We start from the raw sequence: 26,336 nt of genomic DNA, 5'->3' as shown, positions 1-26,336 counted from the left end.
CGGTCTGCTTCTTCATTCGATGACGATTCTGGTGTGCGGGCCGATCCTTTGCAACAGACGCAGCATCGCCGGCCGGGTCATGGCTACGCAGCCTGCGGTGGGGCCGAGATTCGGCCGCGCCAGATGCAGGAAGACCGCGCTGCCGCGGCCTGCAATCCGGGGCTGCGTGTTGTGGTCGATCTCGATGATGAAGTCGTAGAGGTGGTCGTTGCGCGCCAGCCGGTCCCCCGGCCGGTCGCCCTGCAGCCGGACCGGCTGATTATAATGGCGGTCGGCGGGGTCCTCGCACCAGGCGTCCTCGGCGCCGATCCGGCGCACCGGCAGGAAGGTGCGCGGGCGCGGGTGACGGTCGGCCCGCCACCACAGCCGGCGCGGCCGGAAAATCCCGCGGGGGGTGCCGCCGTCGCCCTCGCGCTTGTTGGCAAGAACGCCGCCGCGGCCCAGGGCGACCGGAATGACGTGGCCCCAAATCCTGAGCCAGCCGCGCTGCCGGCACCCGGCAGCGGTGCGAATCGCGATCAGGCCAGCCTGCATGCCACGCGGCCTCGTCCATAAAGATATGAAACAACGTGCCTTTTCATTGCCATGCATTGCCCGGCAATTGCCTTAATGTCGGCAAATGGTCCGCCGCGAGGGTCGAACAGGACATTCATCTCAATCCCTGCCAATTCTGGAGTAGAGTAACGGGCGCTTGTGAATCGGTAACAGCCCCCTACTTCAAGACGAAACAGGGTTGATGAGCCTGTTTGCCCACCGTTGACGGCGCCACTCACCCGATCCCGCCGGCGCCACCAAGAGGATTGTACCAATGGCCAATGCCCGCAAGATCCTGATCGTGGATGACGACACCGATCTGCGCGACACCCTGATGGAGCAGCTCTCGCTGCATGACGAGTTCGAGGCTCAGGCCGTCGATACCGGCGCCAAAGGCGCCAGCGCTGCAAAGGCCAATTCGCCGGATCTGGTTCTGATGGATGTGGGCCTGCCCGACACCGACGGCCGCGAGGTGGTGCGATCCCTGCGCAAGGGCGGCTTCAAGGCTCCGATCATCATGCTGACCGGGCACGACACCGATTCCGATACGATTCTAGGCCTCGAATCGGGCGCCAACGACTATGTCGCCAAGCCGTTCCGATTCGCCGTGCTGCTGGCGCGCATCCGCGCCCAGTTGCGCCAGCATGAGGCCAGCGAGGACGCGGTGTTCTCGGTCGGGCCGTACAGCTTCCGTCCCGGCTCCAAGATGCTGACGGGCGCGAATGCGCGCAAGGTCAGGCTCACGGAGAAGGAGACGGCGATCCTGCGCTTCCTGTACCGGGCCGGCCAGCAGCCGGTATCGCGCGAGACGCTGCTCCAGGAGGTCTGGGGGTACAATTCCGGCGTCACCACCCATACGCTGGAAACGCATATTTACCGTCTGCGGCAGAAGATCGAGAAAGATGCCGCTAATCCAGAGATTCTCGTCACTGAGGCGGGTGGCTACAAGTTGGTACCGTGATAGGTTCGGGGATGGCGGTTCGCCGCCTATGATATTGTTTCCATTCCGCCTTCCCCGGGCTCTTGATGTCGATCGAAGACGATATTGCGCTGCTGGAGCGGGTCCCGACGCTGCGTCTGCTGGGAAGCGATTCCTTGCGCATGATCGCGATCGGGTCCGAGCAGCGTAACATCCAAAATGGTGAAGCGCTGTTCCGCGAGGGCGACACGGCCGATTGCGGCTATGTCGTCCAGCGCGGCGCGTTGCGCATCAGCGATGAGGCTGGGGCCGAGATCGTCGCGACGCCGAGCATGCTGATCGGCGAGCTGGCGCTGCTGGTCGAGATGCGGCGCCCGGCCACCGCGACGGCCCTGGAATATTCGACCGTGGTGCGGATCTCGCGCAGCCTGTTTCAACGCGTGCTGGAAAGCGATGCAGTCGCGGCGCGGCGCCTGCGCGACGAGTTCGCCCATCGCGCCAGCCGCATCGCCAACGACATCCTGGTGGCAGGCGCCAAGCTGACGTCGTGATTCGCGTGAGGACGCCCGCTCCAGAATGGTGCGGTGAAGCTCAAATGGCGCGGCAACGGTGATCCACCTCTCCCGAAGCGAAGAGGTGACCGAAGATCGCGAGGAGCATTCAATTCAACCAACAGGACGCTTTGCCGGACTACACGTCGAGCGTCACCGTGACCGGGACGTGATCCGATGGCCGCTCCCAGCTGCGCGCGTCGCGCAGGATGCTGAAATCGGACACACCGTCCTTCAGCGCGCGTGAGACCCAGATATGGTCGAGGCGGCGGCCGCGGTTGCCGACGGTCCAGTCGGCGGCGCGGTAGCTCCACCACGTGTAGACCTTTTCAGACATCGCGATGCGCTCGCGCGCGACGTCGACCCACTCGCCCTCGGTCTGCGCCGCCAGCAGCTTCTCGCACTCGATCGGCGTGTGCGAGACCACCTTCAGGAGCTGCTTGTGCGACCAGACGTCGTTCTCGTACGGCGCGACGTTGAGATCGCCGACCAGGATGTGCCGATCGCCGCCGCGCGGATGCAGCGGCTCGCACGCCTTCATCTCGTCGAGGAACTGCAGCTTGTGTTCGAATTTCGGATTGAGCGCGGGATCGGGAATGTCGCCGCCGGCCGGTACGTAGAAATTATGCAGCACCAGCGGCTGCGTGAGCTGCGCCTTCTCGCCGAAGGCCACCGAGATGTGGCGCGAATCGACCTTGTCGCAGAAGGTCCGGACATTGGTGTCCTCGAACGGCCATTTCGAAATCACGGCGACGCCATGATAGCCCTTCTGCCCGTTCAGCGCGATGTGCTCGTAGCCGAGCCGCTTGAAGCGCTTCAACGGGAAGGCATCGTCGATGCACTTCGTTTCCTGCAGGCACAGCACGTCCGGCCTGACCTGCTTGATGAGCTTGGCGACGAGGTCGATGCGCAGGCGCACCGAGTTGATGTTCCAGGTGGTGAGGACGAGACGCATGAGGATTGCGTCATAACACGGATTTTGCGGCTGTCAGCGCTTGCACCTCGTGCCGGGAGCATCGGAATGTCCCGCGCCCGATGCCTCGGTCGGCCTTATCCCCAGCTATATGCGGCGGCGGCGGATGTCTTCGCCCGCGAGGTCAGCGCCGCTTGGCCTCGATCACGTCCCAGACGCGGGCCGCGATATCCGGCCCGCCGAGCCGCGCGATGGCGCGGATGCCGGTCGGCGAGGTCACGTTGATCTCGGTGAGATTGCCGTCGATCACGTCGATGCCGACCAGTAGCAGGCCACGCGCGCGCAATTCCGGACCGAGCGTGTCGCAGATCTCGCGCTCGCGCGCGCTGAGATCGGTGGCCTGCGCAGCGCCGCCGCGCACCATGTTGGAGCGCAGATCATCGGCCGCCGGCACACGGTTGACGGCGCCGGCGAACTCGCCGTCGACCAGGATGATGCGCTTGTCGCCATGCTTCACCTCGGGAAGGAAACGCTGGATCACCCAGGGCTCCTTGAACGTCACCGAGAACATGTCGAACAGCGATCCGAAATTCATGTCCTGCGGCATCACGCGAAACACCGCCGCGCCGCCATGGCCATGCAGCGGCTTCATCACGACGGCGCCATGCTGGGCGCGAAACGCGTTGATCTCGTCGAGATCGCGCGAGATCAGGGTCGGCGGCATCAGCTGCGGAAAGTTCATCACGAACAGCTTTTCCGGCGCATTGCGCACGCTCGCGGGATCGTTGACCACCAGCGTCTTCGGATGGATGCGCTCGAGGAAATGGGTCGAGGTGATGTAGGCGAGGTCGAACGGCGGATCCTGTCGCAGCAGCACGACGTCGAACGAGGCCAGCGCAGTCGGCTTCGGCTCGCCAAGCGTGAAGTGATCGCCGATCTCGTCGCGCACCGTCAGCGCCTGCACCGGGGCGTAGAGCTCCTCGCCGCGCAGCGACAGCTTGTCGGGCGTGTAGTAGCACAGGCCATGCCCGCGCCGCTGCGCTTCGAGCAGCATCGCGAAGGTCGAGTCGCCGCGAATGTTGATGCGCGCGATCGGGTCCATCTGGACGGCGACATTCAGTGTCATGGGCTGGTCCCTGCTCTCTGCAGTGAGTTCATGTCAGGTGCTGGCGTCGAACGCCGCCACCAGATGGCGCGGCAGGCTGCGCGGTGCAACGAGAATCGCGTCGAAGCGCAATTCGAATTCGGCATGGTCGGGATGCGCCATCAGCCAGGCCTGCGCGGCATCGATGATGCGCCGCTGCTGGCGCGGCGTCACCGCATAGGCGGCATCGTCGAGCGAGGCGCGGGCCTTGACCTCGATGAAGGCGACGAGGTTGCGCTTGCGGGCGATGATGTCGATCTCGCCGTGGGGCGTGCGAAAGCGCTTGGCGAGAATGCGATAGCCCTTGGCCATCAACAACGCCGCGCCCCGCGCTTCCGCCGACAGGCCGGTGCGGAAGGCGGCGACGCGCTCCGGCGCCGCGGCCTTTGCGGGCTTCTCCGGCGTGGCGCGCTCAGTCTTCGCCATCGGCCTCTCCCGCCCGGGCGTCCTTCGCAAGCTCGAGCGCGCGCGCATAGACCTCGCGCCGGGGGCGGCGCGACAGCTCGACCGCGTGCATCACCGCGTCCTTCACGCTCGATCGCGGCAGCAGCTCCTTCAGGAGCGCGTCGAGCGCGCCGTCGGTCATGAGTTCGGCGTCGCGCGGCGGCGGCCCGACCACCAGCACGAATTCCCCGCGGGTTTCGAGCTCAGCGGCATGTGCCGCAAGCTCGGTGATGGCCCCGCGCAGGATCTCCTCATGCAGCTTGGTGAGCTCGCGGCAGATCGCGGCCTGACGTCCCGTCATGGCGTCGGCGAGATCGGCCAGCGTCTCCTGCACCCGGCTGCCGGCTTCGAACATCACCAGCGTCGCCTCGATGCGCGCGAGCTCCGACAGCCGCGTGCGCCGCGCCTGTTGCCTGGCCGGCAGGAACCCCTCGAAGAAGAAGCGGTCGGTCGGCAGCGCCGCCACGCTGAGCGCCGCCAACACCGCCGAGGGCCCGGGCAGTGCGGTGACCGCATGGCCGGCGTCACAGGCCTCGCGCACGAGCTTGTAGCCGGGATCGGAGATCAGCGGCGTGCCGGCGTCCGACACGAGCGCAATCGCCGCACCCTCAGCCAAACGTCGCAATATCTTTGGCCTGACGGCTTCGGCATTATGTTCATGATAGGCCGCGAGCTCTGCGGCGAGGCCGTATCGCTCGGTCAGCCGCCGCGTGATTCGCGTGTCCTCACAAAGGATGAGGTCGGCGCCGGCCAGGGTTTCCAACGCGCGCAACGTAATGTCGCCGAGATTGCCGATTGGTGTTGCAACGAGATGCAGGCCCGGCTGCGCCTTGGGCGCCGCCACGCAGTGCCCCGCCACAAGATAGGTCCATGTGGTGGAAGATTTGCCGTCGTGCGGCGACGTGTTCAGGATTGCCTTCGCGCCCATCGAGGTAATTTAAAGGGCCTGACGCGGGAATGCCACAGGGGAACGGCTATGCGCCGTATTGAAGTTCCGATCAGTCCGCGCGAGAGCCGTTCATCGGAGCTTCAGTTGCGAAACCGCAGAGGAATCGGGGGGCCGTGCAAGCGGGGGATATGCCGTGCAAAACGTCGAATTGATCGGCCGTGTGGCGCTGACAGCCTTTTGTTTTGCTTAACTATTCGTCGACAATATGAGTGAATCAGCACGGCCCTGAGGGCGTGCGATTGGGGAACTTCTGGCCGGACTCGGCCGAACGAAGAGATGCCATGGTGGGCCCGCGTCATCCCAAGTCTCACGGTCCGGGAGCCCATGCGGTTGCCCGGCGAACGGCGCTTGGCCTGATCATCGGCGCGCCGCTGCTGTCGGCATGCTCCGGCGTGCAAAATCCGTTCGAGCAGTCGGTCGCCCCAGCGGGGCCGCCGCAGCAGCCGGCGGTCGCCGGCAATGGCCAGGTCAAGGTCGGGCTGATTCTGCCGCTGTCGGCGTCCGGCAATGCCGGCGTGGCCGCGCAGTCGATGAAGAACGCGGCCGAGATGGCGCTCGCCGAGTTTCAGAACCCCAACATCCAGCTCCTGATCAAGGACGATGCGGGCAGCCCGCAAGGGGCGCAGCAAGGCGCACAACAGGCCTGCGATGAAGGCGCGGAGATCCTGCTCGGGCCGCTGTTCGCGGGCTCCGTGCCGGCGACCGCCCAGGTGGCGCGCACGCGCAACATCTCGGTGATCGCGTTCTCGACCGATTCGAGCGTGGCCGGCCGCGGCGTCTATCTCCTCAGCTTCCTGCCGGAGTCCGATGCCAGCCGGATCGTCGACTACTCGGCCGGCGTCGGCAAACGCTCGTTCGCGGCGCTGCTGCCCGACAACGCCTACGGCACCGTCGTCGAGGGCGCGTTCAAGACGGCGGTCAGCCGCCGCGGCGGACGCATCGTGGCGTTCGAGAAATATTCCGGCGATCGCACCATGGCGGCACGCAACGTGGCGCAAGCGCTCGGCGGTGCCGACGCGCTGCTGCTGGCCGATGACGGCGAAGCGGTCGTCGCGACGGCGGATGCACTCACGACCGCCGGCGCGAATTTGCGCAACATCCAATTGCTGGGCACCGGGCTGTGGGACAATCCGCGCGTCTACAACAGCGCCAGCCTGCAGGGCGGCCTCTACGCCGCGCCGGATCCCGCAGGCTTCCGCGCCTTCGCCGGCCGTTACCGCACGCGCTTCGGCGGCGATCCCGTGCGCACGGCGACGCTGGCCTATGACGCCGTGGCGCTGGTCGCGGCGCTGGCGCGCACCCAAGGCAATCAGCGCTTCGCGCCGGACGTCCTGACCAATGCGTCGGGCTTTGCCGGCATCGACGGGCTGTTTCGTTTCCGCAGCGACGGCACCAATGAGCGCGGGCTGGCGGTCATGCGTGTCGGCTCGGGGGGCGGTCAGGCGGTGGCCGGCGCGCCCAAGAGCTTCAGCGCGACCTGAGGTCGATCGCCCGCCTCAGGCGGCGAGATCGGCGACGACGGCGTCGAGCACGGGAAAGCCGTCCTGCGTCACGCGCAGCCGGCCGTTCGGATCGACGATGATGGCGCCTTCTTCGCGCAACAGCGCGATGCGGCGCGGATCGAGCGATCGTCCCGAGATCGCGGCATAGCGCCGGGGATCGATGCCTTCGGCGAGGCGCAGCCCCATCAGCAGGAATTCGTCGGCGCGCTCCTCGCGGTTGAGCTGATCGTCGGTCATGACGCCATGCCCGTTGGACTCGACCCGCATCAGCCAGGCCTCCGGCCGCTTGTCGGTCGCGGTGGCGTGCCGGATGCCGTCGATGTCGAGCCGGCCATGGGCGCCGGGACCGATGCCGGCATATTCCTGGCCGCGCCAGTAGACGAGATTGTGCCGGCACTCCGCGCCGGGGCGGGCGTGATTGGAGATCTCATAGGCCGGCAGGCCATGACGGCCGCAAACGTCCTGCGTGACGTCGTACAGCGTGCGCGCCAGACCTTCGTCCGGCGTCTTCAATTTGCCGGCAGCGTGCAGGCCGAAGAACGGCGTGCCCTCTTCGATGGTGAGCTGATAGAGCGACAGATGCTCGGCCGCCTCGCCGATTGCGCGCGTCAGCTCCTCGGTCCACATCGCGGGGGTCTGGTCGGGGCGTGCATAGATCAGGTCGAAGGAATAGCGATCGAAGGCGCCGCGGGCGATGGCGACGGCGTTCATCGCCTCCTCGGCGGTGTGCAGTCGTCCCAGCATCTTGAGCGACGCATCGTCCATCGCCTGGACGCCGAGCGAGACCCGGTTGACGCCGGCCGCGCGATAGCCGGCAAAGCGCGTTGCCTCGACGCTGGTCGGATTGGCCTCCAGCGACACCTCGACATCGCCAGCGACGCGCCAATGTTTGCCGATCGCATCGAGAATGGCGCCGACGGTCTGCGGCTGCATCAGCGACGGCGTGCCGCCGCCGAGGAAGATCGAGGTGACGGTGCGCGGCCCGGTGCGGGCGGCGGTGGTCGCGATCTCCTGGGCGAAGGCGCGGGCGAAGCGGTCCTGGTCGATGGCGGCGTGCCGGACGTGGCTGTTGAAGTCGCAATAGGGACATTTCGACAGGCAGAACGGCCAGTGCACATAGACGCCGAACGCTTCGCTGTCAGCGCTGGTCAAGGCAGATCTCCGCGAGCTTCACGAAGGCGCGCGCCCGATGCGACAGGCCGAGGCCGAGCGGCGGCAGGCCGTGCTTCTCGATGCTCGTCATCTCGCCGAAAGTGCGATCGTGATTGTCCGGCAGGAACATCGGGTCGTAGCCGAAGCCGGCCGTGCCGCGCGGCGGCCACACCAAGGTGCCGTCGACGCGCGCTTCGACCTGTTCGATATGGCCGTCCGGCCAGGCCACGCACAGCGCCGAGACGAAATGTGCACCGCGCTTGCCGGCATCCGTCGCGCCGCGCTCCTGCAGCAGGCGCTCGATCCGCGTCATTGCCGCGGTGAAATCCTTGTCCGGCCCTGCCCAGCGTGCGGAGTAGATGCCGGGTGCGCCGTCGAGCGCGTCGACGACGATGCCTGAATCGTCGGCGAAGGCCGGCAGCTGCGCCGCCTCCGCCGCGGCCACCGCCTTGATCCGCGCATTGGACTCGAACGTGTCACCGGTCTCGTCGGGCTCGCCCAGCCCGAGCTCGCCGGCCGAAACGGCCTCGATGCCGTAGGGCGCCAGCAGCTCACGCATCTCGGCCAGCTTGCCGGGATTGTGGGTTGCGATGACGATGCGCCCCGAGAGCTTGCGGTGCGGACTGCTCACGCGACCGCCAGCTTCTGCAGATCGACCAGCCGGGCGACGCCTTTGCGCGCGAGCGCCATCAGCGCCAGGAATTCGGCCTCGGTGAACGGCGTCTTTTCTGCCGTGCCCTGGACCTCGATGATGCGGCCGTCGCCGGTCATGACGAAATTGGCGTCGGTCTCAGCCTCGGAATCCTCAGCGTAATCCAGATCGAGCACCGGCGTGCCATTGTAGATGCCGCAGGAGATCGCGGCGACGTTGGCGCGCAGCACCTCGGTCTTGATCATGTTGCGCGACTTCATCCACTTGATGCAGTCGGCCAGCGCCACCCAGGCGCCGGTGATCGATGCCGTCCGGGTGCCGCCATCGGCCTGCAGCACGTCGCAATCGACCGTGATCTGGCGCTCACCGAGCGCTTCCAGGTCGATGGCGGTGCGCAGCGAGCGCCCGATCAGGCGCTGGATTTCGACCGTGCGGCCGGTCTGCTTGCCGGCGGAGGCCTCGCGACGGGTCCGCTCCAGCGTGGCGCGCGGCAGCATGCCGTATTCGGCCGTGATCCAGCCGCGCCCCTGGCCCTTGAGCCAGGGCGGCAGCCGGTCTTCCAGGGTGGCGGTGACCAGCACATGGGTGTCGCCGAACTTCACCAGGCAGGAGCCCTCGGCGTATTTAACGACGCCGCGTTCCAGGCTCACGGCCCGCAGTTCATCCGGTGCACGGCGGCTCGGCCGCATGATTCTCTCCGTGAAAGAGGCAAAAGAGGGTGTTTGGACGGCCTTGTAGGAGCCGGGACCGGCAGCGGCAAGGGTTTATCAGGGGACCGTCGTCGCGCCGGGAGCCCCCTCCTCATGACCCGCTTGCCACCGAGCCGCCGCATGGACACATTATAGGCAAGTGGGGAGGAGAGTCTCTGGTGGCCCACCACGATCCGATCAACCTGATGACACCGCCTGCAGGGCTTGCGCAGCTCAACGAGCGGTCGCGCGAGATCTTTCGGCAGATCGTCGAAAGCTATCTCGCGACCGGCGAGCCGGTCGGCTCGCGCAACATCTCGCGCCTGATCGCGGTTCCATTGTCGCCAGCCTCGGTGCGCAACGTGATGGCCGATCTCGAGCAGCTCGGCCTGATTTTTGCGCCACATACCTCGGCCGGCCGCCTGCCCACCGAGGCGGGCTTGCGCTTCTTCGTCGATGCCCTGATGCAGGTCGGGGACATGACCGAAGCCGAGCGGCAATCGATCCAGAGCCAGCTTGCGTCCGTCGGCCGGGCGCAGTCGGTCGAGGCTGCACTCGACGAGGCGCTGACGCGGCTGTCCGGTCTGACCCGCGCCGCTGCCGTCGTTCTGACCGCAAAATCCAACACAAGGCTGAAGCACATCGAATTCGTCCGGCTGGAACCCGAGCGCGCGCTCGTCGTGCTGGTCGGCGAGGACGGACAGGTCGAAAACCGGGTGCTGGCGCTGCCGCCGGGCGTGCCGTCCTCGGCGCTGACCGAGGCGTCGAATTTCCTCAATGCCAGGATCAGGGGGCGGACGCTGGCGGAAGCGCGGCTCGAGCTCGAGACGGCGCTGACGCATGATCGTGCCGAGCTCGATCAGCTGACGCAGAAGGTGATCGCCGCCGGCGTCGCGAGCTGGTCCGGCGGCGACAGCGACGATCGCCAGCTGATCGTGCGTGGCCACGCCAACCTCCTGGAGGATCTGCACGCGCTCGAAGATCTCGAACGGGTCAGGCGCCTGTTCGATGATCTCGAGACCAAGCGCGGCGTCGTCGATCTCCTGGGACGCGCAGAGAGCGCGGAAGGGGTCCGCATCTTCATCGGCTCCGAGAACAAGCTGTTCTCATTGTCGGGATCGTCGACGATCGTCTCGCCTTACACTGATGCCACCGGGCGCATCGTCGGCGTGCTCGGCGTCATCGGTCCCACCCGATTGAACTATGCAAGGGTGATTCCGACCGTCGACTATGCCGCGCGTCTCGTCAGCCGACTGCTGGGTGGCTGACGAATGAGATGGTTAACCCGCCGACAGCGCCACCGGCGCGTTCGTTAGGTCGCGCTTGATTTTCGCTGCCTAAAGCACGATATCCCGCCCGACATCCCAAGAACCCGTTCAGCCGAATTTGCGAGAAGTCTGTCCATGACCGATCCCGACCTGCACAAGAATGATCCGGAAAACCCGGCGCAGGCCAGCGAACCCGTCGTCTCCAAGCCGTACATCATGCCCGACGATCCCGAGACCGGCTCTGCCGAGGCCTTCGCCAAGGAAGCGGCCGACGCGCGTGACAAGATGCTGCGCACGCTGGCCGAGATGGAGAATCTGCGCAAGCGGACCGCCCGTGAAGTCGCGGATGCGCGCCTGTACGGCATCACCGGCTTTGCGCGCGATGTGCTCGACATTGCCGACAATCTGCAGCGCGCGCTCGACGCAGTGCCGGAGGAAACCCGTGCCAATGCCGATGCCGGCCTCAAGTCGTTGATCGAGGGCGTCGAGCTGACCGAACGCTCCCTGCTCAACACGCTGGAGAAGAACGGCGTCAAGAAGTTCGACCCCACGGGGCAGAAGTTCGACCCCAACTTCCAGCAGGCGATGTACGAGGTCCCGGATCCCTCCGTTCCCTCCGGCACCGTGGTGCAGGTCGTGCAGGCCGGCTTCATGATCGGCGAACGTATTCTGCGCCCCGCGCTGGTCGGCGTGTCCAAGGGGGGCGCGAAGCCTGCGCCCGCCAACGACCAGTCCAACAGCGCCGCCTGACGGACGCTGGCCGATCCCGGAAATCGAAAAAGCCACGGGCGTTGCGCCCGTGGCTTTTTGTTTGGGCCAAGACGTGTCGCGCGAGGCTATACCGCGATGTCTTCGGAGCCGATCCGCTTGACGCCGGCGGCGGCCATGTCGGTCCAGGCTTTCGCGAGCGAGCCCTGGGTGTCGATGCCGCGGCAGGCGTCTTCGATCACATAGGTGTCGAGACCCGCCTTGCGCGCGTCGAGCGCGGTCCAGGCCACGCAGAAATCGGTCGCCAATCCCGCCACGAATACGCGGGCAATGCCGCGCGCCTTCAGATAGGCGGCGAGGCCCGTGCTGGTCTTGCCGTCGGCTTCGGTGAAGGCCGAGTAGCTGTCGACGTCGTTGTGGAAGCCCTTGCGCAGAATGAGCTCGGCCTGCGGGATTGCGAGATCCTTCGACAGCGCCGCGCCGTCGGTGCCCTGCACGCAATGATCCGGCCACAGCACCTGCTTGCCATAAGCGAGATCGATCAGCTCGAACGGCTTCTTGCCAGAATGGCTGGAGGCAAACGAGACATGTCCCGGTGTGTGCCAGTCCTGCGTCAGGACCACGTTGCTGAACGCCTTCGCGATCCTGTTGATGACCGGCACGACCTGCTCGCCGTCCTTCACGGCGAGGCTGCCGCCGGGCAGGAAGCAGTTCTGGACGTCGATCACGAGCAGCGCCGATGCGTCGTCCGGCTTGATCGACGCGGCCGCCGCATCGGCGCGGTTGGCCATTGCTGCTGCAAACGCCGAGCTGCCGAGCGCCCGGAGGATCTGTCGTCGGTTCATCCTCATCCCTGTGGTCCGAGACACGACGCGCCAATCCGTCGGCGGGCACATGACGCACCAGGCCTCGATGAGGCCGGCCATGACCGCCCGACGATAAACCAAAAATTGTCGCGGCAGAAATAAACAATCGATTAAAGGTGCCTCGGTATGGTCCGTAAATCAACGGGGAACAGCAACCGGCACCATGACCATCGATGTCCAGGCGGATGGCGGCTTCGTTCTGCAGCCGGTCAAGACTGCAGAACGATGGTCGGGCCTGACGGGCTGGCTGGTCCTCGTCACTGTCTTCGCCGTCGGTATCTTGATGCGGCAGCTGGTTGCCGCGAACAGCGACGTGAGCTGGCTCCTGATCGCCGGCGAGCGCTGGCTGGAGGGCCAGCGGCTCTATTCGGAGATCCTGGAGACCAACCCGCCGATGGCGGTCCTGGTCTACGTCCCGGGCATCCTGCTCGCGCGGGCGTTGGATCTTCCCGCTGAACGCGTCGTCGATGCGATGGTGATGATTGCCGTGGTGCTGTCGCTCGGGCTCAGCGCCTCGATTTTGCGACGCTCGACCGCGCTGTCCGCTGGCCAGAGGTGGCCGCTCGCGATCACGGCGCTGCTTGTGCTGGTCGTGTTGCCCGTCCAATCCTTTGGGCAGCGCGAGCACATCGCCGTCATCGAGCTGATGCCGGTCTTTGCGGTGCTGGCGCTTCGGATCAACCGCGAGGCGCCTTCGTTGTGGGGCATCGCGGTTGCCGGCGTCGGTCTCGGGCTGGCTCTTTGCTTCAAGCCGCATTTTTCGCTGGCCATGCTGAGCGTGTACGCCCTCCTGGCCGCCCGTCTGAAATCGCCGCGGATCCTCTGCAGTCTCGAAACCGTCATCGCAGCCGCCCTCGTGGTTGGATACGGCGCCTGCACGGTGATGTTCTTTCCGGAGTATTTCAGCGAGATGTGGCCGCTGATCCGGGACGTCTATTCGGTCGGTCTTCCGCTCGGCGAAATGGTGATGAAGCCAGCAATTGCGCTCTGGGCCATCACCTTGATGGCCGCGCTCGCGCTCCAGCAAGACCGCGGAGTGAGGCCAACGATGCTGCTGTTGCTGACGGGGGCGATCGCGTTCGCATTCGTCTACCTGCTGCAGCGCAAAGGCTGGCCGTATCATTCCTACCCGATGATGGCCTTTGCCTGGCTCGGCTTCGGTTACGCCATCGGCTCGTGGGAGACTGGCCCCGACCAGCAGCCCCGCAGGCCCAGCATCGGGACCGCCGCCGTTGCGGCATCGTTGTTCATGGCTGGGATGGTGTGGTTCAACCACGTCATCGACGTGCGCATGCTGCAGCCTGCGATCGCCCGCCTCGGCCTGGCGCATCCGACCATCCTGGCGATCTCGGGCGACGGCGGCATCGGGCATCCCCTGACGCGGGCCGTCGGCGGCATCTGGGCCTCGCGACAACAAAGCCTACTGATCGCGAGTTACGCCAACTATGTGCGCGCGACCGAATCGGGAGACTCGCGGCGGCTCGCCGTGTTTCAGTCCTATCTCGAGCGAGAGCGCAGAGGTTTGATCGACGATTTCCGGCGCACCAGCCCGGCGATCGTGCTGGTCGACAACATGACGGGCCATTGGGGCCAGTGGCTTCGGGCAAGTCCGGAGCTCGAGCGCCTGCTCCGCGACTACCGCCTGTCCGAGACCGTCGGGGACATCGACATCTATGTCAGGCGGTCGAGCTGAGCTGGGACGTCGCTAGCCTCTCGGCTGGATGCCGTCGCGGACGGCGCGAAAGCGCGGGAAGGCCGCCGACCACTGGTCGCGCGGCGCGCTGCCGATGATCCGCAGCGTGTTCGGCCCGCCGAAACGCAGCCATTGCACGACGGTCACCGGCGTATTGTCCTTGCCGCTGGTGGCCTCGATGCGGGTCTCATAGGCCGGCATGCCATCGATGCGGATCGGCTCCGACATCGTGATGCGGGCTTCCCGGACCCCCGGAATGGTGGTGGCCGCCTGCTGCGCGACGCGGCCGCGGTCGCCGGCCTCGGGCGCCACGCCGGCCACGAGCCCGATCACCACGAACGGTGCTGCCTCGAAGCCTTTCTCATCGTCGCCATCGGCGAGAATCAGCGCGCCCGGTCCCAGCGTGCGGATGGTCTTGAAGCCGGAGAGGTCGGTGACCTTGAACGGCATCATCGACAGTTGCTCATCGACCGGGACGTCCTTGCGGATCACGGCGGAGGCGAACATCTGGCGCACGGCGTCGTCGGTATAGATCCGGCTTGCGGCTTCGGGGATCTGCACCGCCACGTAGCCTGAGAAGCCGCTTCCGGGCAGGATCATCGAGTAGCGCCGCACGGGCGCGGCGCCGTCACGGCCGTTCTCCACGGTGTAGTAGGCCGTGCCTGCCGCGGTCTCGATGCTCTCCGGCTTGATGCCGCCGGCACCGCCCGGATTGGCGGCAAACGCGTTCTTCACCTCGCCATAGGCGGCTGCCGGCAGTTCGGTCAACAGCACCTTGACGCTCTGATCCTCGGTTTCGAAGCCGGAGAAATTCTTGGCCTTGGCGAGCCCGACCAGGGGCGCGAGACCGACGCGGACACCGGGCGGAAATATGGCGTCCGCGGCCAATGCGGGGTGCAACAGCGAGATCAGCAGGGTGGCCGCGGTGAAGAGTCGAAAGATCATCATCAAACATTTGCCTCGTTGACCGGGGCCTCGCGCGGAGGCGTCTGGGTCCTCGCCAGCGTGGTCGTCGGCGGCGATGCTTTTAGCGGCTTTGCTCCCTCTGCAACAGGCCGGACGCGCGGTTTTGATCGCCTGCGGCGATGAGGCTGTCCATCGGGGCGAATTCATCAGGCATTTTGGCGGCAAATCGAAGGGGGCCTTGCCGGCAGCAATGCTAGCTGCGCTTCAGGATCTCGACGCCGTCGACGGTCTGCACCAGCACATAGGGCTCCAGCAGGGCCTTGAGCTCAGGGTCGGAACGAACCCAATCGCCCCAGTCACTGTTCTGGTTGTCGATCAGGACGACGTCGGGCGGCTGTTTCCGGAAGTCGGCGATGATCCCGGCGCGCTCGCGTTCCACATAGGATTCGAGCCGCCGCGCGGTCGGCAAATCGATGGTTCCGTCCTTTTGCGACCGGCGAACGATTTCCCGCACCCAGAACGCCTCCTGGCGCGAGATCCAGGTACCCTGCAGCGTCCGCACCATGGGGTGACCGATCACCGCGGCGGCGCTGAGCACCAGCATGCTCGGGCGCGGTCCCAGTCGCGCCACCTCGGCTTCGATCTGCTGGACGTCGACGCTGCCATTGAACCAGAGGCAGGACTGGACGAAGAGGACGGCACTGGCGAGAGCCGTGGCCACGCGCGGCCAGCGCCCGACGTCGCGGCTGGTGTCGACTGCCGAAGCCGCCAGGCCGGCCGCGAGCAGCGCCAGCGCGACCATCGGATAGGCATGGTAGCCCCAGCCCTTTTGCTGCGCGACGAACGAGACCAGGAACCCGAGCGACGCCGCCAGCGTCGTGAATGCGGCCGCGTCGCGCTCGTGGGCCTTGCGCTGGAGGAGGAGGACGATGGCTGCTCCGGCCAGCCACAGGCCCATCGGCAGGGTCACCAGGATGGTCGGCACCGGCGCCTTCAAAAGAAGGTAAACGTCGCGGACCAGCGGATAGATGATGGTGAAATATTCAGGGAAGAACAGGTAGATGCAGGCGGCGTTGATCAGCACCAGAGCCGCGGCGATCCAGTTCTCCAGCGCGAACAGCACGCGCCAGTCGCGCGCCTGGGCGGCCGCGGCGAGAATGCAGAAGCCGACGCTGAACGCGAAATAGGGCTTGAAGCTCATCGTGACGCCGGCGCTGAGCCCGGCGATGAGCACGGCGGCGGGGAGCACCCGCTCACCCCTGGCGCGCAGAATGTACACCGCCAGCGCCGGCAGCACGGTGATCAAAGCGAGATGTTCCCGTTGGCCGAAATCGTACATGGGTGCGATCAGAAGCAGAGCGGCCGTCCAGGCCGCAAGCCGGCCATCCGTCAGGCGATTGCGCAGGGCTGACGTCCGCAGCACCAGCCACACCAGCGTCAAGGACAGGACGGTCAGCGCGAAGATCAGGATCGTCGTCGCCAGCTCCGGCCTGAGATGGATCGCACGCGCCAGCGCGACGGCCAGAAGATAGACCGATCCGGCCATCGGCGGGTTGGTCTCCAGGATGTCGACGTAGAGCCGCTGGCCGTCGAGCATGCGCTCACTGACCAGGAGCCACCAGCTGACATCGACATTGAGAGGAAGCGTGTATCGGAGCCAGGCCGCCGCAACCAAGATGATGCAGATGACCGGTCCCAGGAAGGCGCTTTGGCTGGCTTCGCGCGCGCGCTGCGCAAGGCCCCGCTCGGTCTCGGTCATCATGCCTCTTCCGGTCCCAGGAGTGCGGCAGGCTAGGGCGCGGGGGTTAACAACGCATTTCGGTCACATCGGCAGAACAGCGGTGCCAGATTGAGGCACTTTCCGCGGTTGCTTTCCCGGCTTCGCTCTGGCCGTTCATGCGATGATTGGCGGATCCGAGCATGCTGACGGTGCTGTCTGTGCCATCGTGAGGCTCTTCGGGGACGGCCGTCATTTTCGTTGGTCTGAACCCCTGGACCGGTCCTTGCGGGTCAGTCCCCCCCTCCTATATGACGCTCATCGTCGCAATATCGCGAGCATTTGATCTGAGGGGGTTTTGGATGGGGGCGCCGTCAGGGCCCCTCCCAACCTGCCGCAAAAAGAAGGAATATGGGACCATGGGAAAGGTCATCGGGATCGATCTCGGCACCACGAATTCGTGCGTGGCCGTCATGGACGGCAAATCGTCGAAGGTCATCGAGAACGCTGAGGGCATGCGGACGACGCCGTCGATCGTCGCATTCAGCGACGATGGCGAACGGCTGGTCGGCCAGCCGGCCAAGCGCCAGGCGGTGACCAACCCCGAGCGGACCTTCTTCGCAGTGAAGCGCCTGATCGGCCGCCGCTACGACGACCCGATGGTCGAGAAGGACAAGAAGCTCGTCCCCTACAAGATCGTGAAGGGCGGCAATGGCGACGCCTGGGTCGAGGCCGACGGCAAGTCGTATTCGCCCTCGCAGGTCTCCGCCTTCATCCTGCAGAAGATGAAGGAGACCGCGGAAGCCCATCTCGGCCAGAAGGTCGACCAGGCCGTCATCACCGTCCCCGCTTATTTCAACGATGCCCAGCGCCAGGCCACCAAGGATGCCGGCAAGATCGCGGGCCTCGAGGTTCTGCGCATCATCAACGAGCCGACCGCGGCTGCGCTCGCCTACGGCCTCGACAAGACCAAGGCCGGCACGATCGCCGTGTACGACCTCGGCGGCGGTACCTTCGACGTCTCGATCCTCGAGATCGGCGACGGCGTGTTCGAGGTGAAGTCGACCAACGGCGACACCTTCCTCGGCGGTGAAGACTTCGACATGCGTCTGGTCAGCTACCTCGCCGACGAATTCCAGAAGGAGCAGGGCATCAACCTGCGCAACGACAAGCTGGCTCTGCAGCGCCTCAAGGAGGCGGCCGAGAAAGCCAAGATCGAGCTGTCGTCGACCACCCAGACCGAGATCAACCTGCCCTTCATCACCGCGGACCAGTCCGGTCCGAAGCATCTGACGATGAAGCTGACCCGCGCCAAGTTCGAGGCGCTGGTGGCCGATCTCGTCGAGAAGACCATCGAGCCGTGCCGCAAGGCGCTGAAGGATGCCGGCCTGACCGCCGGCGAGATCGGCGAAGTGGTGCTGGTCGGCGGCATGACCCGCATGCCGAAGATCCAGGAGATGGTGAAGCAGTTCTTCGGCAAGGAGCCGCACAAGGGCGTCAACCCGGACGAGGTGGTGGCGATCGGTGCGGCCATTCAGGCCGGCGTGCTGCAGGGCGACGTCAAGGACGTGCTGCTGCTCGACGTGACCCCGCTGTCGCTGGGCATCGAGACCCTGGGCGGCGTGTTCACCCGCATCATCGACCGCAACACCACGATCCCGACCAAGAAGAGCCAGGTGTTCTCGACCGCCGAGGACAACCAGAACGCGGTCACCATCCGGGTCTTCCAGGGTGAGCGCGAGATGGCGGCCGACAACAAGATGCTCGGTCAGTTCGACCTGATGGGCATTCCGCCGTCGCCGCGCGGCATGCCGCAGATCGAGGTGACGTTCGACATCGACGCCAACGGCATCGTCAACGTCTCCGCCAAGGACAAGGCCACCGGCAAGGAGCAGCAGATCCGCATCCAGGCTTCGGGCGGTCTGTCGGAGGCCGACATCGACAAGATGGTCAAGGACGCCGAGGCCAATGCCGCGGCGGACAAGAAACGCCGCGAGGCAGTCGACGCCAAGAACCACGGCGATGCGCTGGTGCATTCGACCGAGAAGGCGCTGACCGAGCACGGCTCCAAGGTCGCCGAGCCCGAGCGCCGCGCCATCGAGGACGCACTCAGCGACCTCAAGGAAGCGCTGAAGAGCGACGACGCCGAGGCCATCAAGGCCAAGACCAACACCCTGGCGCAGGCGTCGATGAAGCTCGGCGAGGCCATGTACAAGCAGCAGGCCGAGAGCGACGCGGCTCGCGATGCGGCCAAGGACGACGTGGTCGACGCGGAGTTCACCGAGGTCGACGACGACAAGAAGAAATCTGCTTAACTGAGGCAGAGGTAATGACCATGACCCCCATGCCAAGAGCACACGTCGCGGCTCGTTGGATGGGGGTCATTTTCATTTGGCCCCGGAACGCGCGCGACGGTCGCGCGAGCCGTTCCTGTTGGGCGAAGTTCGGGCGGGTTTGATTGATGTCCACCAAGCGCTGCTACTACGAGACCCTGGAAGTCGAACGCGACGCCGACGAGACCAAGCTCAAGGGCGCCTTTCGCAAGCTGGCCATGAAGTGGCATCCGGACAAGAATCCGGGCGATGCCTCCAGCGAGGTGAAGTTCAAGGAAATCAACGAGGCCTATGAGGTGCTGCGCGACGCCGACAAGCGCGCCGCCTATGACCGCTACGGCCACGCCGCGTTCGAGCAGGGCGGCATGGGGGGTGCGCACGGCTTCGGCGCCGGCTTCGCCTCCTCGTTCTCCGACATTTTCGAGGATCTGTTCGGCATGGCCGGGCAGCGCCGCGGCGGAACGGGTCGCGAGCGCGGCGCCGACCTGCGCTACAACATGGAGATCACGCTCGAGGAGGCGTTCCTCGGCAAGACCGCCCAGATCGAGATTCCGGTCTCGGTGACCTGCGAATCCTGCTCCGGCACCGGCGCCAAGGCCGGCACCAAACCGAAGGCCTGCGCGATGTGCGGCGGTGCCGGCCGTGTCCGGCAGGCGCAAGGGTTCTTCACGCTGGAGCGGACCTGCCCCGGCTGTCACGGCCGTGGCCAGATGATCGAGGATCCGTGCCCGTCATGCTCGGGCTCGGGCCGGGTCACACGTGACCGTACACTCTCGGTCAACATTCCCCAGGGCGTCGAGGACGGCACCCGCATTCGTCTCGCCGGCGAGGGCGAGGCGGGCCTGCGCGGCGGACCGCCGGGCGATCTCTACATCTTCCTGTCGCTGAGCACGCACGAGTTCTTCCAGCGCGATGGCGCCGACCTGCACTGCCGGGTGCCAATCTCGATGGTGACGGCGGCGCTTGGCGGCGAGTTCGAGGTGCCGACGATCGACAAGGGCAAGACCAAGGTCAAGATTCCGGCCGGTGCGCAGTCGGGGCGCCGGTTCCGGATCGCGGCCAAGGGCATGCCGGTGCTGCGCTCGCGCCAGACCGGCGACATGTATGTCCAGGTCGTGGTCGAGACGCCGCAGAATCTGACCAAGAAGCAGCAGGAATTGCTGGCCGAGTTCGAGAAGCTGTCGTCCGGGGCGACGCAGCCCGAGGCCGCCGGTTTCTTCACCAAGGTGAAGGATTTCTTCGGCAAGGCGGCAAGCTGAGCCGGGTCATTGCGGCGAGTGGGCGGGGCATGTCGGCGAGCGACCTCAGGTTGTGCATGTCGGGCGGCTTTGCTGCTCTGCACATGCAAAAAATTATCAAATTCAACTGTATGACCCGGGGCCGGCAGCCTTAATCGTACGTTACGGTTCGGCTTGACCGCCTCGCCTGCGACCTATACGTCTTTGTGACTCTTTTCTGACATCGCCGTGAAAACGGTCCCGTCTGGTAGTGAGATGCCCCTTCATACGTCCGTGCGTGCGTCGAAAAAGCCTCTCCGTCTGGACGACGAAGTGCGCTTCCTCCGCTCATGGATCGAAAAGCCGCTGCACATGGGTGCCGTCATGCCGTCGGGTCGGCTGCTGGCCCGCACCATGGCGCAGTATGTCGATCCCCATGGCACCGGCCCGGTGATCGAGCTCGGGCCCGGCACCGGCGCGATCACCAATGCGCTGGTCGAGCATGGCGTCGATCAGAAGCGGCTCGTCCTGGTCGAATATAATCCCGGCTTCTGCGCGCTGCTGCGCGACCGCTATCCGCAGGCCAAGGTCGTTCAGGGCGATGCCTACCGGCTGCGCGATACGCTCTGGAACATCCTGAGCGCCCCAGCCGCGGCCGTCGTCTCCGGCCTGCCGCTCGTCACCAAGCCGATGCTGACCCGCATGAAGCTGGTGCGCGATGCGTTCGCGGCGATGTCGCCCAACGCCCCCTTCGTGCAGTTCACCTATTCGGTCGTGCCGCCGATTCCGAAGTCGCTGCCCGGCGTCACCACGCAGGCCTCCGAGCGGATCTGGATGAACCTTCCGCCGGCGCGCGTCTGGGTGTATCGCAAGCCCTGACCGGCAGCTGCGGCACTTCGTAGCGGGTCGTTGTCCGACCGCGCGATGTCCGCCCTGAAAATCCTCGTCATCCCCGGCTCGACCCGCGCCGGCTCGCACAACGTCAGGCTCGCCGCCGCCGCGACCTATCAGTTCGTGCAGGCCGGCGCCGACGTCACGCGCATCTCACTCGCCGACTTCCCGCTGCCGATCTACGAGGCCGATGTCGAGACCCGATCCGGCGTGCCGCGCGAGGCGCTCGATCTGAAGCGCATGATCGCCGCGCATGATGGCGTGCTGCTGGTGACGCCCGAATACAACGCCTCGGTGCCGCCGCTGCTGAGCAATGCCCTCGCCTGGCTGTCGCGGGTCGACGAGCCGCCGGGCAGCCGCGGCGCGGTGTTTCGCAGCCGGCCGTTTGCGATCGCCGCGGCTTCCGAAAACCGCTTCGGCGGCGTTCGTGCGCTCGCAGCCTTGCGGCTGATGCTGACCGCCTGCAACGCCACCGTGATTCCGAGCCAGCTCGCGCTGGCCTTTGCCGACAAGGCCTACAACGACATGGATCGACTCAGGCAGCCGGCGGACGTCGGCGCGCTCGACGCGCTGGTGCGGCAACTGATCGATCTGGCGCAACATACGATGTGAGGTGACATGCCGACCGAGATTGCCCCGCGCGACCGACTGATCGTGGCGCTCGACCTGCCGAGCGTGGCTGATGCCGAAGCCATGATCGCACGGCTCGGCGATCACGTGACGTTCTACAAGATCGGCATGGAGCTGACCTATGCCGGCGGCCTCGGCCTCGCCGAGCGCCTCGCCGCCTCCGGCAAGCATGTGTTCATGGACCTCAAGCTGCACGACATCCCGACCACGGTCGAACGCGCCACCCGCCAGATCGCCAGGCTCGGCGCCCGCTTCCTCACGGTGCACGGCTTTTCGCAGAGCATGAAGGCCGCGCTCGCCGGCGCGGCCGGCTCCAGCCTCGAGCTGCTCGCCGTCACCGTGATGACCTCCTACGACGACGCCGACCTCGCCGCCGCCGGCTATGCCATGGGTGTGAAGGACCTCGTCGCCAGGCGCGCCGTCCAGGCCAAGGACATCGGCATCCACGGCCTGATCCTGTCGCCCGAGGAGACCCAGCTGGTGCGCCCGCTCGTCGGCCCTGACATGCAGCTGGTCACCCCGGGGATCCGTCCGGCGGGTGCCGACGTTGGCGACCAGAAGCGCATCATGACCCCGGCGCTGGCGATCGCCGGCGGCGCCGACCGCCTCGTGGTCGGCCGTCCCGTCACCGGCGCCGCGGATCCCGCGGCCGCCGCCGAGAGCATCGTCGCCGACATCGCCGCCGCGCTCGCGCTGGTCGGCAAGACCAATCGAAGCTAGACCGATCGAAGCTAAGCAACAGCGCCTCAGGACAAGGAGACCACAGGGATGGCCAAGGCCTATTGGATCGCGCGCATCGACGTCCACAACATGGATGGCTACAAGGAGTACGTCGCGCAGAACGGCGCCGTGTTCCATCAGTACGGCGGCCGGTTCCTGGTCCGCGGCGGCCAGTACGAGACCAAGGAAGGCAGCTCGCGCTCGCGCAACGTCGTGATCGAGTTCAAGGACTACGCGACCGCGCTGGCGTGCTACAATTCTCCGGAATATCAGCGCCTGGTCGCGATGCGCGCGCCGCATTCGGAAGGCGACCTGGTGATCATCGACGGTTACGACGGCCCGCAGCCCTGACCTACGCACCACGCCTTGCCGGCCTCGGTTGCCGGCGCTGCGAGCCCCGGCTATAGCCCTGGAGGGGCGGAGGAAGACATGTCCGAGATGCGCTTGATCGTTGCAGGAGCCGGCGGCCGCATGGGCCGGGCCTTGGTGCGGGCCATCGCCGACACCGACGGCGCCGTGCTGGCGGGCGCGCTCGAGGCGCCGACCTCCGAGCTGATCGGCAAGGATGCCGGCATGCTCGCCGGCCTGCCCGCCAACGGCATCAAGCTGTCGGCCGATCTCTGGGCGATGTCCGCAGAGGCCGACGGCATCCTCGATTTCACGGTGCCGGCGGCGACCATCGCCAATGTCGCCATTGCCGCCGAGCGCGGCCTCGTCCACGTCGTCGGCACCACCGGCCTGTCGTCTTCCGACGACGCCGTCATCAAGAGCGTCACCAAGCGCGCCATCGTGGTGCAGTCCGGCAATATGAGCCTCGGCGTCAATCTGCTCGCGGCGCTGGTGAAGCAGGTGGCGAAGTCGCTGGATGCCGGCTTCGACATCGAGATCCTCGAGATGCACCACAAGCACAAGGTCGACGCGCCCTCCGGCACGGCCCTGATGCTGGGCCGCGCCGCCGCCGACGGCCGCGGCATCACGCTCGATGAGCATTCCGTCCGCGGCCGCGACGGCATCACCGGCGAGCGCCGCGCCGGCGACATCGGCTTCGCCTCGCTGCGTGGCGGCACCGCGGCTGGCGATCACAGCGTCATCTTCGCCGGTCCCTCCGAGCGGCTGGTGCTGTCGCACCAGGCCGAGGACCGCATGATCTTCGCTCATGGCGCGCTCAAGGCGGCGCTGTGGGCCCATGGCAAGCCGCCGGGCTACTACACGATGGACGACGTGCTCGGCCTCAAGGACCTGTTCTAAGTCAACGCAAGTGGATCTATTAGCATGAGCGAACGTCTCCTGGTGCTGGTGCGCCACGGCCAGAGCGAGTGGAATCTGAAGAACCTGTTCACCGGCTGGAAGGATCCGGACCTGACCGAGCAGGGCGTCGCCGAGGCCAAGGACGCCGGCCGCAAGCTGAAGGCGCAGGGGCTCGTCTTCGACGTCGCCTTCACCTCGGTGCTGACGCGCGCCCAGCACACGCTCGACCTGATCCTGACCGAGCTCGGCCAGACCGGCCTGCCGACGCAGAAAAATCTTGCCTTGAACGAGCGCGACTACGGCGATCTCTCCGGCCTCAACAAGGACGACGCCCGCGCCAAATGGGGTGAGGATCAGGTCCACGTCTGGCGCCGCTCCTACGACGTCCCCCCGCCCGGCGGCGAGAGCCTCAAGGACACCCTCGCCCGCGCGCTGCCCTATTACGTCCAGGAGATCCTCCCCGGCGTGCTGCGCGGCCAGCGCACCCTCGTCGCCGCCCACGGCAACTCGCTCCGCGCCCTGATCATGGTGCTGGAAAAGCTCTCCCCCGAAGGCATTTTGAAGCGCGAACTGGCCACCGGCGTGCCGATCATCTACCGGCTGAACGCGGATTCGACCGTGGAGTCGAAGCTGGATTTGGCAGGCTGATCCGACGCGCCAAGCCAAGCGAGTTCATCAGCTCGTCATGCCCGGGTTTGACCCGGGCATCCATCCCCTTCGATGGACTTCTTCCAAGAAGCTGGATGGCCGGGTCAAGCCCGGCCATGACGGCCTGAGTGACCTGACGATGATGGGCACGGAGGGCGCGCAGTTCACGGACACGTGCCTGGACGCGCTCCGCGTCGTACCGCGGTGCCGATCGCCTCTTCCCCGATTCACATCTCAAACAGCTGAAGACACAGCCTCGCGATCTCGCGGCGCGTCTCGCCCGAGTCCTGCATCGACCATGTCCCTCCGAAAGATGAGAGGGCGCAGGGAATGCCGGGTGAAGGCCTCACCCATGGCCCGCCTGCTAAAAAAATGCAGGCGGCAGGTACCACAGGTCAAGCCGATCATCCGGCATTCCCTGCGCGACGGTCTTAACGCTTATACGCAGTCTCCCTGGCGCGCCGGGCTTGTTGGCCACCATCCCCACGCGAAGCGAAGCTTCGTCGTGAGTTGATACCAGCGTCGGGGTATCAGGACCCTGCGACTTCACGTCCGCAGCCCAACCGTTCGTCGGCGCGCCCGAAGACACGCTGCGGCAGACCGCGGCCATCGCTCCCCGCCTCGCGTGTCGTGACGATCGCGCGCAACGCCCCTCTCGTCGAGGCGGGATGGGCGAAGATAATCATGGTTTCGGAAAAATAGCAAGATAATTTCTTTACCAGCGCATTCGATGTCTCGTTCGTTGGCAACTGCGAACCCATACAGCCAACATTCCCTCGCCGTGCCGCATCCCTTGGAACGAACGTACATTCGACCTGCCATCGCCTACGGAATTGCCGTTTGGCGGGTACGAAGCGCCTCGATTTGAGTCCCGGTGGACGTTTTATTATCAGGTGCGCAGGAACGGATTGCAGCGTCAAGCCATCTACGCATTGATTCTAAAGCACTATTTTTTCTTCGTCTATGGAATGTTACACAGTGCTGTTCGTCAACTCGCTATCGTCTTTGGATAACCAAGTTCGCCAGTGCGACGCACGCGAATGTGTCCTACTGTCTTCGCAGTTTCGGCTTGGCTGCTCGTGGAATCGGGCGAACGTCCGCACGCACTTGCCTAGACCTTTGACATCGAATTTCGCTCAAATATCGGACACTTAGCGGGTCACATATGAGGTCTCCCCGGCGCAAGCCAGTAACGGCAATAGAATCTGGCCTCCCGTTGATTCCGCTGAAACTTGCCAAGAGCGCTGCTTTTTCGAATCTAGTGGAAGTTGTAGCTCCGCAGCGAACGCCGGAGCAGCTAGTCCTCTCGCCCCACAACATACGAACGTTCTTGGGCTTGATGGAAGAGTTCCGTGGGGCCGACCTCCTGCGCAGACATGGACTAACAATTCGCTCCAAGCTGCTCTTTTGTGGCCCGCCGGGGTGCGGGAAAACTCTCACTGCAGAGGTGTTTGCTCACGAACTCCGCTTACCTCTTATCGTGGCTCGGCTGGATGCAATCATTTCATCGTTCCTCGGTGAGACTGCGACAAACATACGAAAGGTATTCGAGACCGCCGCTGAACAGCCGTGTGTTTTGTTTTTAGATGAATTTGATGCGCTCGCGAGGGCCCGAGCTGACAGCTCCGAGCACAATGAACTGAGACGAGTGGTCAACAGCCTGTTGATGCTAATCGATCGCTTCAAAGGGAAAGGATTTCTTGTCGCCGCGACCAATCTAGAAGAAAGCTTAGACTCTGCTATCTGGCGACGTTTTGATGAGGTCGTGGTTTTCGACTTGCCGTCTCAGCGCGAAATTCGGCGGCTCTTCGAGATCAAACTAAAGAATTTCCCCGCGCCCTTCTCTCTTGCAGAGAAAGCAACGCGACTAAAAGGCATGTCCTTCGCGGACGTTGAGCGAATTTGCGATAATGCAATTAAACGATCGATTTTGAAAAAATCACGGTCTCTCCTTGAGGCTGAGTTCGACTCGTCAATCCGAGAGGGACTTCGGCGCAAGGACATCAGAGCGCGTCTCCCCCAACGCTGATCTGCCTTTTTCC

General features: G+C 65.5%; 27 protein-coding genes. 15 read left to right on the top strand and 12 right to left on the bottom strand.

The window, feature by feature from the left end:
* Positions 1-12 precede the first annotated feature (12 nt).
* On the bottom strand, positions 13-534 hold the full coding sequence (locus S58_RS00980) for a L,D-transpeptidase family protein (protein WP_015663354.1): 522 nt from the start codon (positions 532-534) through the stop codon (positions 13-15).
* 274 nt (positions 535-808) lie between these two features.
* Between S58_RS00980 and S58_RS00975 the strand changes: the two genes are divergently transcribed.
* Together S58_RS00975 and S58_RS00970 are read left to right on the top strand one after the other, a co-directional pair.
* The gene (locus S58_RS00975) at positions 809-1,495 is read left to right on the top strand and encodes a response regulator transcription factor (protein WP_006612692.1); all 687 of its coding nucleotides are present in this window, start codon (positions 809-811) and stop codon (positions 1,493-1,495) included.
* A 65-nt stretch (positions 1,496-1,560) separates the two neighbouring features.
* The gene (locus S58_RS00970; protein ID WP_015663353.1) at positions 1,561-2,004 is read left to right on the top strand and encodes a cyclic nucleotide-binding domain-containing protein; all 444 of its coding nucleotides are present in this window, start codon (positions 1,561-1,563) and stop codon (positions 2,002-2,004) included.
* 139 nt (positions 2,005-2,143) lie between these two features.
* On the opposite strand, the gene S58_RS00965 is transcribed toward S58_RS00970, so the two are convergent.
* From S58_RS00965 to rsmI, 4 genes are all read right to left on the bottom strand, one after another.
* Complete coding sequence (locus S58_RS00965) at positions 2,144-2,959, bottom strand: exodeoxyribonuclease III (RefSeq protein WP_015663352.1); 816 nt, start codon at positions 2,957-2,959, stop codon at positions 2,144-2,146.
* A 142-nt stretch (positions 2,960-3,101) separates the two neighbouring features.
* The gene (gene gshB, locus S58_RS00960; RefSeq protein ID WP_015663351.1) at positions 3,102-4,043 is read right to left on the bottom strand and encodes a glutathione synthase; all 942 of its coding nucleotides are present in this window, start codon (positions 4,041-4,043) and stop codon (positions 3,102-3,104) included.
* A 33-nt stretch (positions 4,044-4,076) separates the two neighbouring features.
* Positions 4,077-4,487: a YraN family protein gene (locus S58_RS00955; RefSeq protein WP_015663350.1), complete on the bottom strand. Its 411-nt coding sequence runs from the start codon at positions 4,485-4,487 to the stop codon at positions 4,077-4,079.
* Entirely contained in the window at positions 4,474-5,433 is a 960-nt protein-coding gene (gene rsmI / locus S58_RS00950) for a 16S rRNA (cytidine(1402)-2'-O)-methyltransferase (protein ID WP_015663349.1), read from the bottom strand. The genes S58_RS00955 and rsmI overlap by 14 nt, the downstream gene beginning before the upstream one ends.
* Positions 5,434-5,735: 302 nt before the next feature.
* On the opposite strand from rsmI, the gene S58_RS00945 reads away from it, so the two are divergent.
* A complete protein-coding gene (locus S58_RS00945) occupies positions 5,736-6,935 on the top strand; it encodes a penicillin-binding protein activator (RefSeq protein WP_042338512.1) in 1,200 nt (399 codons plus the stop codon).
* A gap of 15 nt (positions 6,936-6,950) precedes the next feature.
* Here the strand turns inward: S58_RS00945 and hemW are convergent, their stop codons facing one another.
* Genes hemW through rph form a run of 3 tightly spaced genes read right to left on the bottom strand, consistent with a single transcriptional unit; the run spans position 6,951 to position 9,449 of the window.
* Positions 6,951-8,108, bottom strand: a complete 1,158-nt coding sequence (gene hemW, locus S58_RS00940) for a radical SAM family heme chaperone HemW (protein ID WP_015663347.1) — start codon at positions 8,106-8,108, stop codon at positions 6,951-6,953.
* On the bottom strand, positions 8,095-8,739 hold the full coding sequence (gene rdgB, locus S58_RS00935) for an RdgB/HAM1 family non-canonical purine NTP pyrophosphatase (protein ID WP_015663346.1): 645 nt from the start codon (positions 8,737-8,739) through the stop codon (positions 8,095-8,097). The genes hemW and rdgB overlap by 14 nt, the downstream gene beginning before the upstream one ends.
* A complete protein-coding gene (rph, locus tag S58_RS00930) occupies positions 8,736-9,449 on the bottom strand; it encodes a ribonuclease PH (RefSeq protein ID WP_015663345.1) in 714 nt (237 codons plus the stop codon). Before rph ends, rdgB begins: the two co-directional genes overlap by 4 nt.
* A gap of 179 nt (positions 9,450-9,628) precedes the next feature.
* Between rph and hrcA the strand changes: the two genes are divergently transcribed.
* Complete coding sequence (gene hrcA, locus S58_RS00925) at positions 9,629-10,717, top strand: heat-inducible transcriptional repressor HrcA (RefSeq protein WP_015663344.1); 1,089 nt, start codon at positions 9,629-9,631, stop codon at positions 10,715-10,717.
* Positions 10,718-10,852: 135 nt separating this feature from the next.
* Entirely contained in the window at positions 10,853-11,467 is a 615-nt protein-coding gene (grpE, locus tag S58_RS00920) for a nucleotide exchange factor GrpE (protein WP_015663343.1), read from the top strand.
* A gap of 86 nt (positions 11,468-11,553) precedes the next feature.
* Here grpE and pncA read toward each other — a convergent pair whose 3' ends face one another.
* Positions 11,554-12,276 carry a bifunctional nicotinamidase/pyrazinamidase gene (gene pncA, locus S58_RS00915; protein ID WP_042340474.1) on the bottom strand — a complete coding sequence of 241 codons (723 nt, stop codon included), beginning with the start codon at positions 12,274-12,276 and terminating at the stop codon, positions 11,554-11,556.
* 178 nt (positions 12,277-12,454) lie between these two features.
* Here pncA and S58_RS00910 point away from each other — a divergent pair, with 178 nt between their 5' ends.
* Entirely contained in the window at positions 12,455-13,984 is a 1,530-nt protein-coding gene (locus tag S58_RS00910) for a hypothetical protein (protein WP_015663341.1), read from the top strand.
* A gap of 12 nt (positions 13,985-13,996) precedes the next feature.
* Here the strand turns inward: S58_RS00910 and S58_RS00905 are convergent, their stop codons facing one another.
* Together S58_RS00905 and S58_RS00900 are read right to left on the bottom strand one after the other, a co-directional pair.
* Positions 13,997-14,932 carry a hypothetical protein gene (locus S58_RS00905; RefSeq protein WP_015663340.1) on the bottom strand — a complete coding sequence of 312 codons (936 nt, stop codon included), beginning with the start codon at positions 14,930-14,932 and terminating at the stop codon, positions 13,997-13,999.
* A gap of 211 nt (positions 14,933-15,143) precedes the next feature.
* The gene (locus S58_RS00900; RefSeq protein WP_015663339.1) at positions 15,144-16,649 is read right to left on the bottom strand and encodes a hypothetical protein; all 1,506 of its coding nucleotides are present in this window, start codon (positions 16,647-16,649) and stop codon (positions 15,144-15,146) included.
* 377 nt (positions 16,650-17,026) lie between these two features.
* On the opposite strand from S58_RS00900, the gene dnaK reads away from it, so the two are divergent.
* The 8 genes from dnaK to S58_RS00860 all read left to right on the top strand — a co-directional run bounded on the left by dnaK (position 17,027) and on the right by S58_RS00860 (position 24,294).
* Complete coding sequence (gene dnaK / locus S58_RS00895; RefSeq protein WP_015663338.1) at positions 17,027-18,922, top strand: molecular chaperone DnaK; 1,896 nt, start codon at positions 17,027-17,029, stop codon at positions 18,920-18,922.
* A gap of 146 nt (positions 18,923-19,068) precedes the next feature.
* Positions 19,069-20,199 carry a molecular chaperone DnaJ gene (gene dnaJ, locus S58_RS00890; protein WP_015663337.1) on the top strand — a complete coding sequence of 377 codons (1,131 nt, stop codon included), beginning with the start codon at positions 19,069-19,071 and terminating at the stop codon, positions 20,197-20,199.
* 234 nt (positions 20,200-20,433) lie between these two features.
* Positions 20,434-21,036 carry a class I SAM-dependent methyltransferase gene (locus tag S58_RS00885; protein WP_042338505.1) on the top strand — a complete coding sequence of 201 codons (603 nt, stop codon included), beginning with the start codon at positions 20,434-20,436 and terminating at the stop codon, positions 21,034-21,036.
* Between the two features lie 45 nt (positions 21,037-21,081).
* Complete coding sequence (locus tag S58_RS00880) at positions 21,082-21,660, top strand: NADPH-dependent FMN reductase (protein ID WP_042340473.1); 579 nt, start codon at positions 21,082-21,084, stop codon at positions 21,658-21,660.
* Between the two features lie 6 nt (positions 21,661-21,666).
* On the top strand, positions 21,667-22,398 hold the full coding sequence (gene pyrF / locus S58_RS00875; protein WP_015663334.1) for an orotidine-5'-phosphate decarboxylase: 732 nt from the start codon (positions 21,667-21,669) through the stop codon (positions 22,396-22,398).
* A 48-nt stretch (positions 22,399-22,446) separates the two neighbouring features.
* Positions 22,447-22,749: a DUF1330 domain-containing protein gene (locus S58_RS00870; RefSeq protein ID WP_015663333.1), complete on the top strand. Its 303-nt coding sequence runs from the start codon at positions 22,447-22,449 to the stop codon at positions 22,747-22,749.
* A 78-nt stretch (positions 22,750-22,827) separates the two neighbouring features.
* Complete coding sequence (gene dapB, locus S58_RS00865; protein WP_015663332.1) at positions 22,828-23,646, top strand: 4-hydroxy-tetrahydrodipicolinate reductase; 819 nt, start codon at positions 22,828-22,830, stop codon at positions 23,644-23,646.
* Between the two features lie 24 nt (positions 23,647-23,670).
* Positions 23,671-24,294: a 2,3-bisphosphoglycerate-dependent phosphoglycerate mutase gene (locus tag S58_RS00860; protein ID WP_015663331.1), complete on the top strand. Its 624-nt coding sequence runs from the start codon at positions 23,671-23,673 to the stop codon at positions 24,292-24,294.
* Positions 24,295-24,824: 530 nt separating this feature from the next.
* Here S58_RS00860 and S58_RS38080 read toward each other — a convergent pair.
* Positions 24,825-25,055 (bottom strand): hypothetical protein, encoded by a 231-nt coding sequence (locus S58_RS38080; protein ID WP_160167578.1) that lies wholly within the window; start codon positions 25,053-25,055, stop codon positions 24,825-24,827.
* Positions 25,056-25,510: 455 nt separating this feature from the next.
* Here S58_RS38080 and S58_RS00855 point away from each other — a divergent pair, with 455 nt between their 5' ends.
* Positions 25,511-26,323, top strand: coding sequence for an AAA family ATPase (locus S58_RS00855; RefSeq protein ID WP_160167577.1), 813 nt, complete (start codon positions 25,511-25,513; stop codon positions 26,321-26,323).
* Positions 26,324-26,336 lie beyond the last annotated feature (13 nt).

Origin of the sequence: Bradyrhizobium oligotrophicum S58 (assembly GCF_000344805.1) — a bacterium.
GTDB classification, from domain to species: Bacteria; Pseudomonadota; Alphaproteobacteria; order Rhizobiales; family Xanthobacteraceae; genus Bradyrhizobium; species Bradyrhizobium oligotrophicum.
The sequence above is the reverse complement of the archived record's forward strand: the minus strand, read 5'-3'. Positions and strand labels throughout refer to the sequence as shown.

What these genes read in the sequence shown, in the direction of transcription:
- S58_RS00980 (WP_015663354.1), bottom strand. Translation starts at nt 534, where the DNA reads ATGCAGGCTGGCCTGATCGCGATTCGCACCGCTGCCGGGTGCCGGCAG.
- S58_RS00975 (WP_006612692.1), top strand. Translation starts at nt 809, where the DNA reads ATGGCCAATGCCCGCAAGATCCTGATCGTGGATGACGACACCGATCTG.
- S58_RS00970 (WP_015663353.1), top strand. Translation starts at nt 1,561, where the DNA reads ATGTCGATCGAAGACGATATTGCGCTGCTGGAGCGGGTCCCGACGCTG.
- S58_RS00965 (WP_015663352.1), bottom strand. Translation starts at nt 2,959, where the DNA reads ATGCGTCTCGTCCTCACCACCTGGAACATCAACTCGGTGCGCCTGCGC.
- gshB (WP_015663351.1), bottom strand. Translation starts at nt 4,043, where the DNA reads ATGACACTGAATGTCGCCGTCCAGATGGACCCGATCGCGCGCATCAAC.
- S58_RS00955 (WP_015663350.1), bottom strand. Translation starts at nt 4,487, where the DNA reads ATGGCGAAGACTGAGCGCGCCACGCCGGAGAAGCCCGCAAAGGCCGCG.
- rsmI (WP_015663349.1), bottom strand. Translation starts at nt 5,433, where the DNA reads ATGGGCGCGAAGGCAATCCTGAACACGTCGCCGCACGACGGCAAATCT.
- S58_RS00945 (WP_042338512.1), top strand. Translation starts at nt 5,736, where the DNA reads ATGGTGGGCCCGCGTCATCCCAAGTCTCACGGTCCGGGAGCCCATGCG.
- rph (WP_015663345.1), bottom strand. Translation starts at nt 9,449, where the DNA reads ATGCGGCCGAGCCGCCGTGCACCGGATGAACTGCGGGCCGTGAGCCTG.
- grpE (WP_015663343.1), top strand. Translation starts at nt 10,853, where the DNA reads ATGACCGATCCCGACCTGCACAAGAATGATCCGGAAAACCCGGCGCAG.
- pncA (WP_042340474.1), bottom strand. Translation starts at nt 12,276, where the DNA reads ATGAGGATGAACCGACGACAGATCCTCCGGGCGCTCGGCAGCTCGGCG.
- S58_RS00910 (WP_015663341.1), top strand. Translation starts at nt 12,455, where the DNA reads ATGACCATCGATGTCCAGGCGGATGGCGGCTTCGTTCTGCAGCCGGTC.
- S58_RS00905 (WP_015663340.1), bottom strand. Translation starts at nt 14,932, where the DNA reads ATGATGATCTTTCGACTCTTCACCGCGGCCACCCTGCTGATCTCGCTG.
- S58_RS00900 (WP_015663339.1), bottom strand. Translation starts at nt 16,649, where the DNA reads ATGACCGAGACCGAGCGGGGCCTTGCGCAGCGCGCGCGCGAAGCCAGC.
- dnaK (WP_015663338.1), top strand. Translation starts at nt 17,027, where the DNA reads ATGGGAAAGGTCATCGGGATCGATCTCGGCACCACGAATTCGTGCGTG.
- dnaJ (WP_015663337.1), top strand. Translation starts at nt 19,069, where the DNA reads ATGTCCACCAAGCGCTGCTACTACGAGACCCTGGAAGTCGAACGCGAC.
- S58_RS00885 (WP_042338505.1), top strand. Translation starts at nt 20,434, where the DNA reads ATGCCCCTTCATACGTCCGTGCGTGCGTCGAAAAAGCCTCTCCGTCTG.
- S58_RS00880 (WP_042340473.1), top strand. Translation starts at nt 21,082, where the DNA reads ATGTCCGCCCTGAAAATCCTCGTCATCCCCGGCTCGACCCGCGCCGGC.
- pyrF (WP_015663334.1), top strand. Translation starts at nt 21,667, where the DNA reads ATGCCGACCGAGATTGCCCCGCGCGACCGACTGATCGTGGCGCTCGAC.
- S58_RS00870 (WP_015663333.1), top strand. Translation starts at nt 22,447, where the DNA reads ATGGCCAAGGCCTATTGGATCGCGCGCATCGACGTCCACAACATGGAT.
- dapB (WP_015663332.1), top strand. Translation starts at nt 22,828, where the DNA reads ATGTCCGAGATGCGCTTGATCGTTGCAGGAGCCGGCGGCCGCATGGGC.
- S58_RS00860 (WP_015663331.1), top strand. Translation starts at nt 23,671, where the DNA reads ATGAGCGAACGTCTCCTGGTGCTGGTGCGCCACGGCCAGAGCGAGTGG.
- S58_RS38080 (WP_160167578.1), bottom strand. Translation starts at nt 25,055, where the DNA reads ATGGGTTCGCAGTTGCCAACGAACGAGACATCGAATGCGCTGGTAAAG.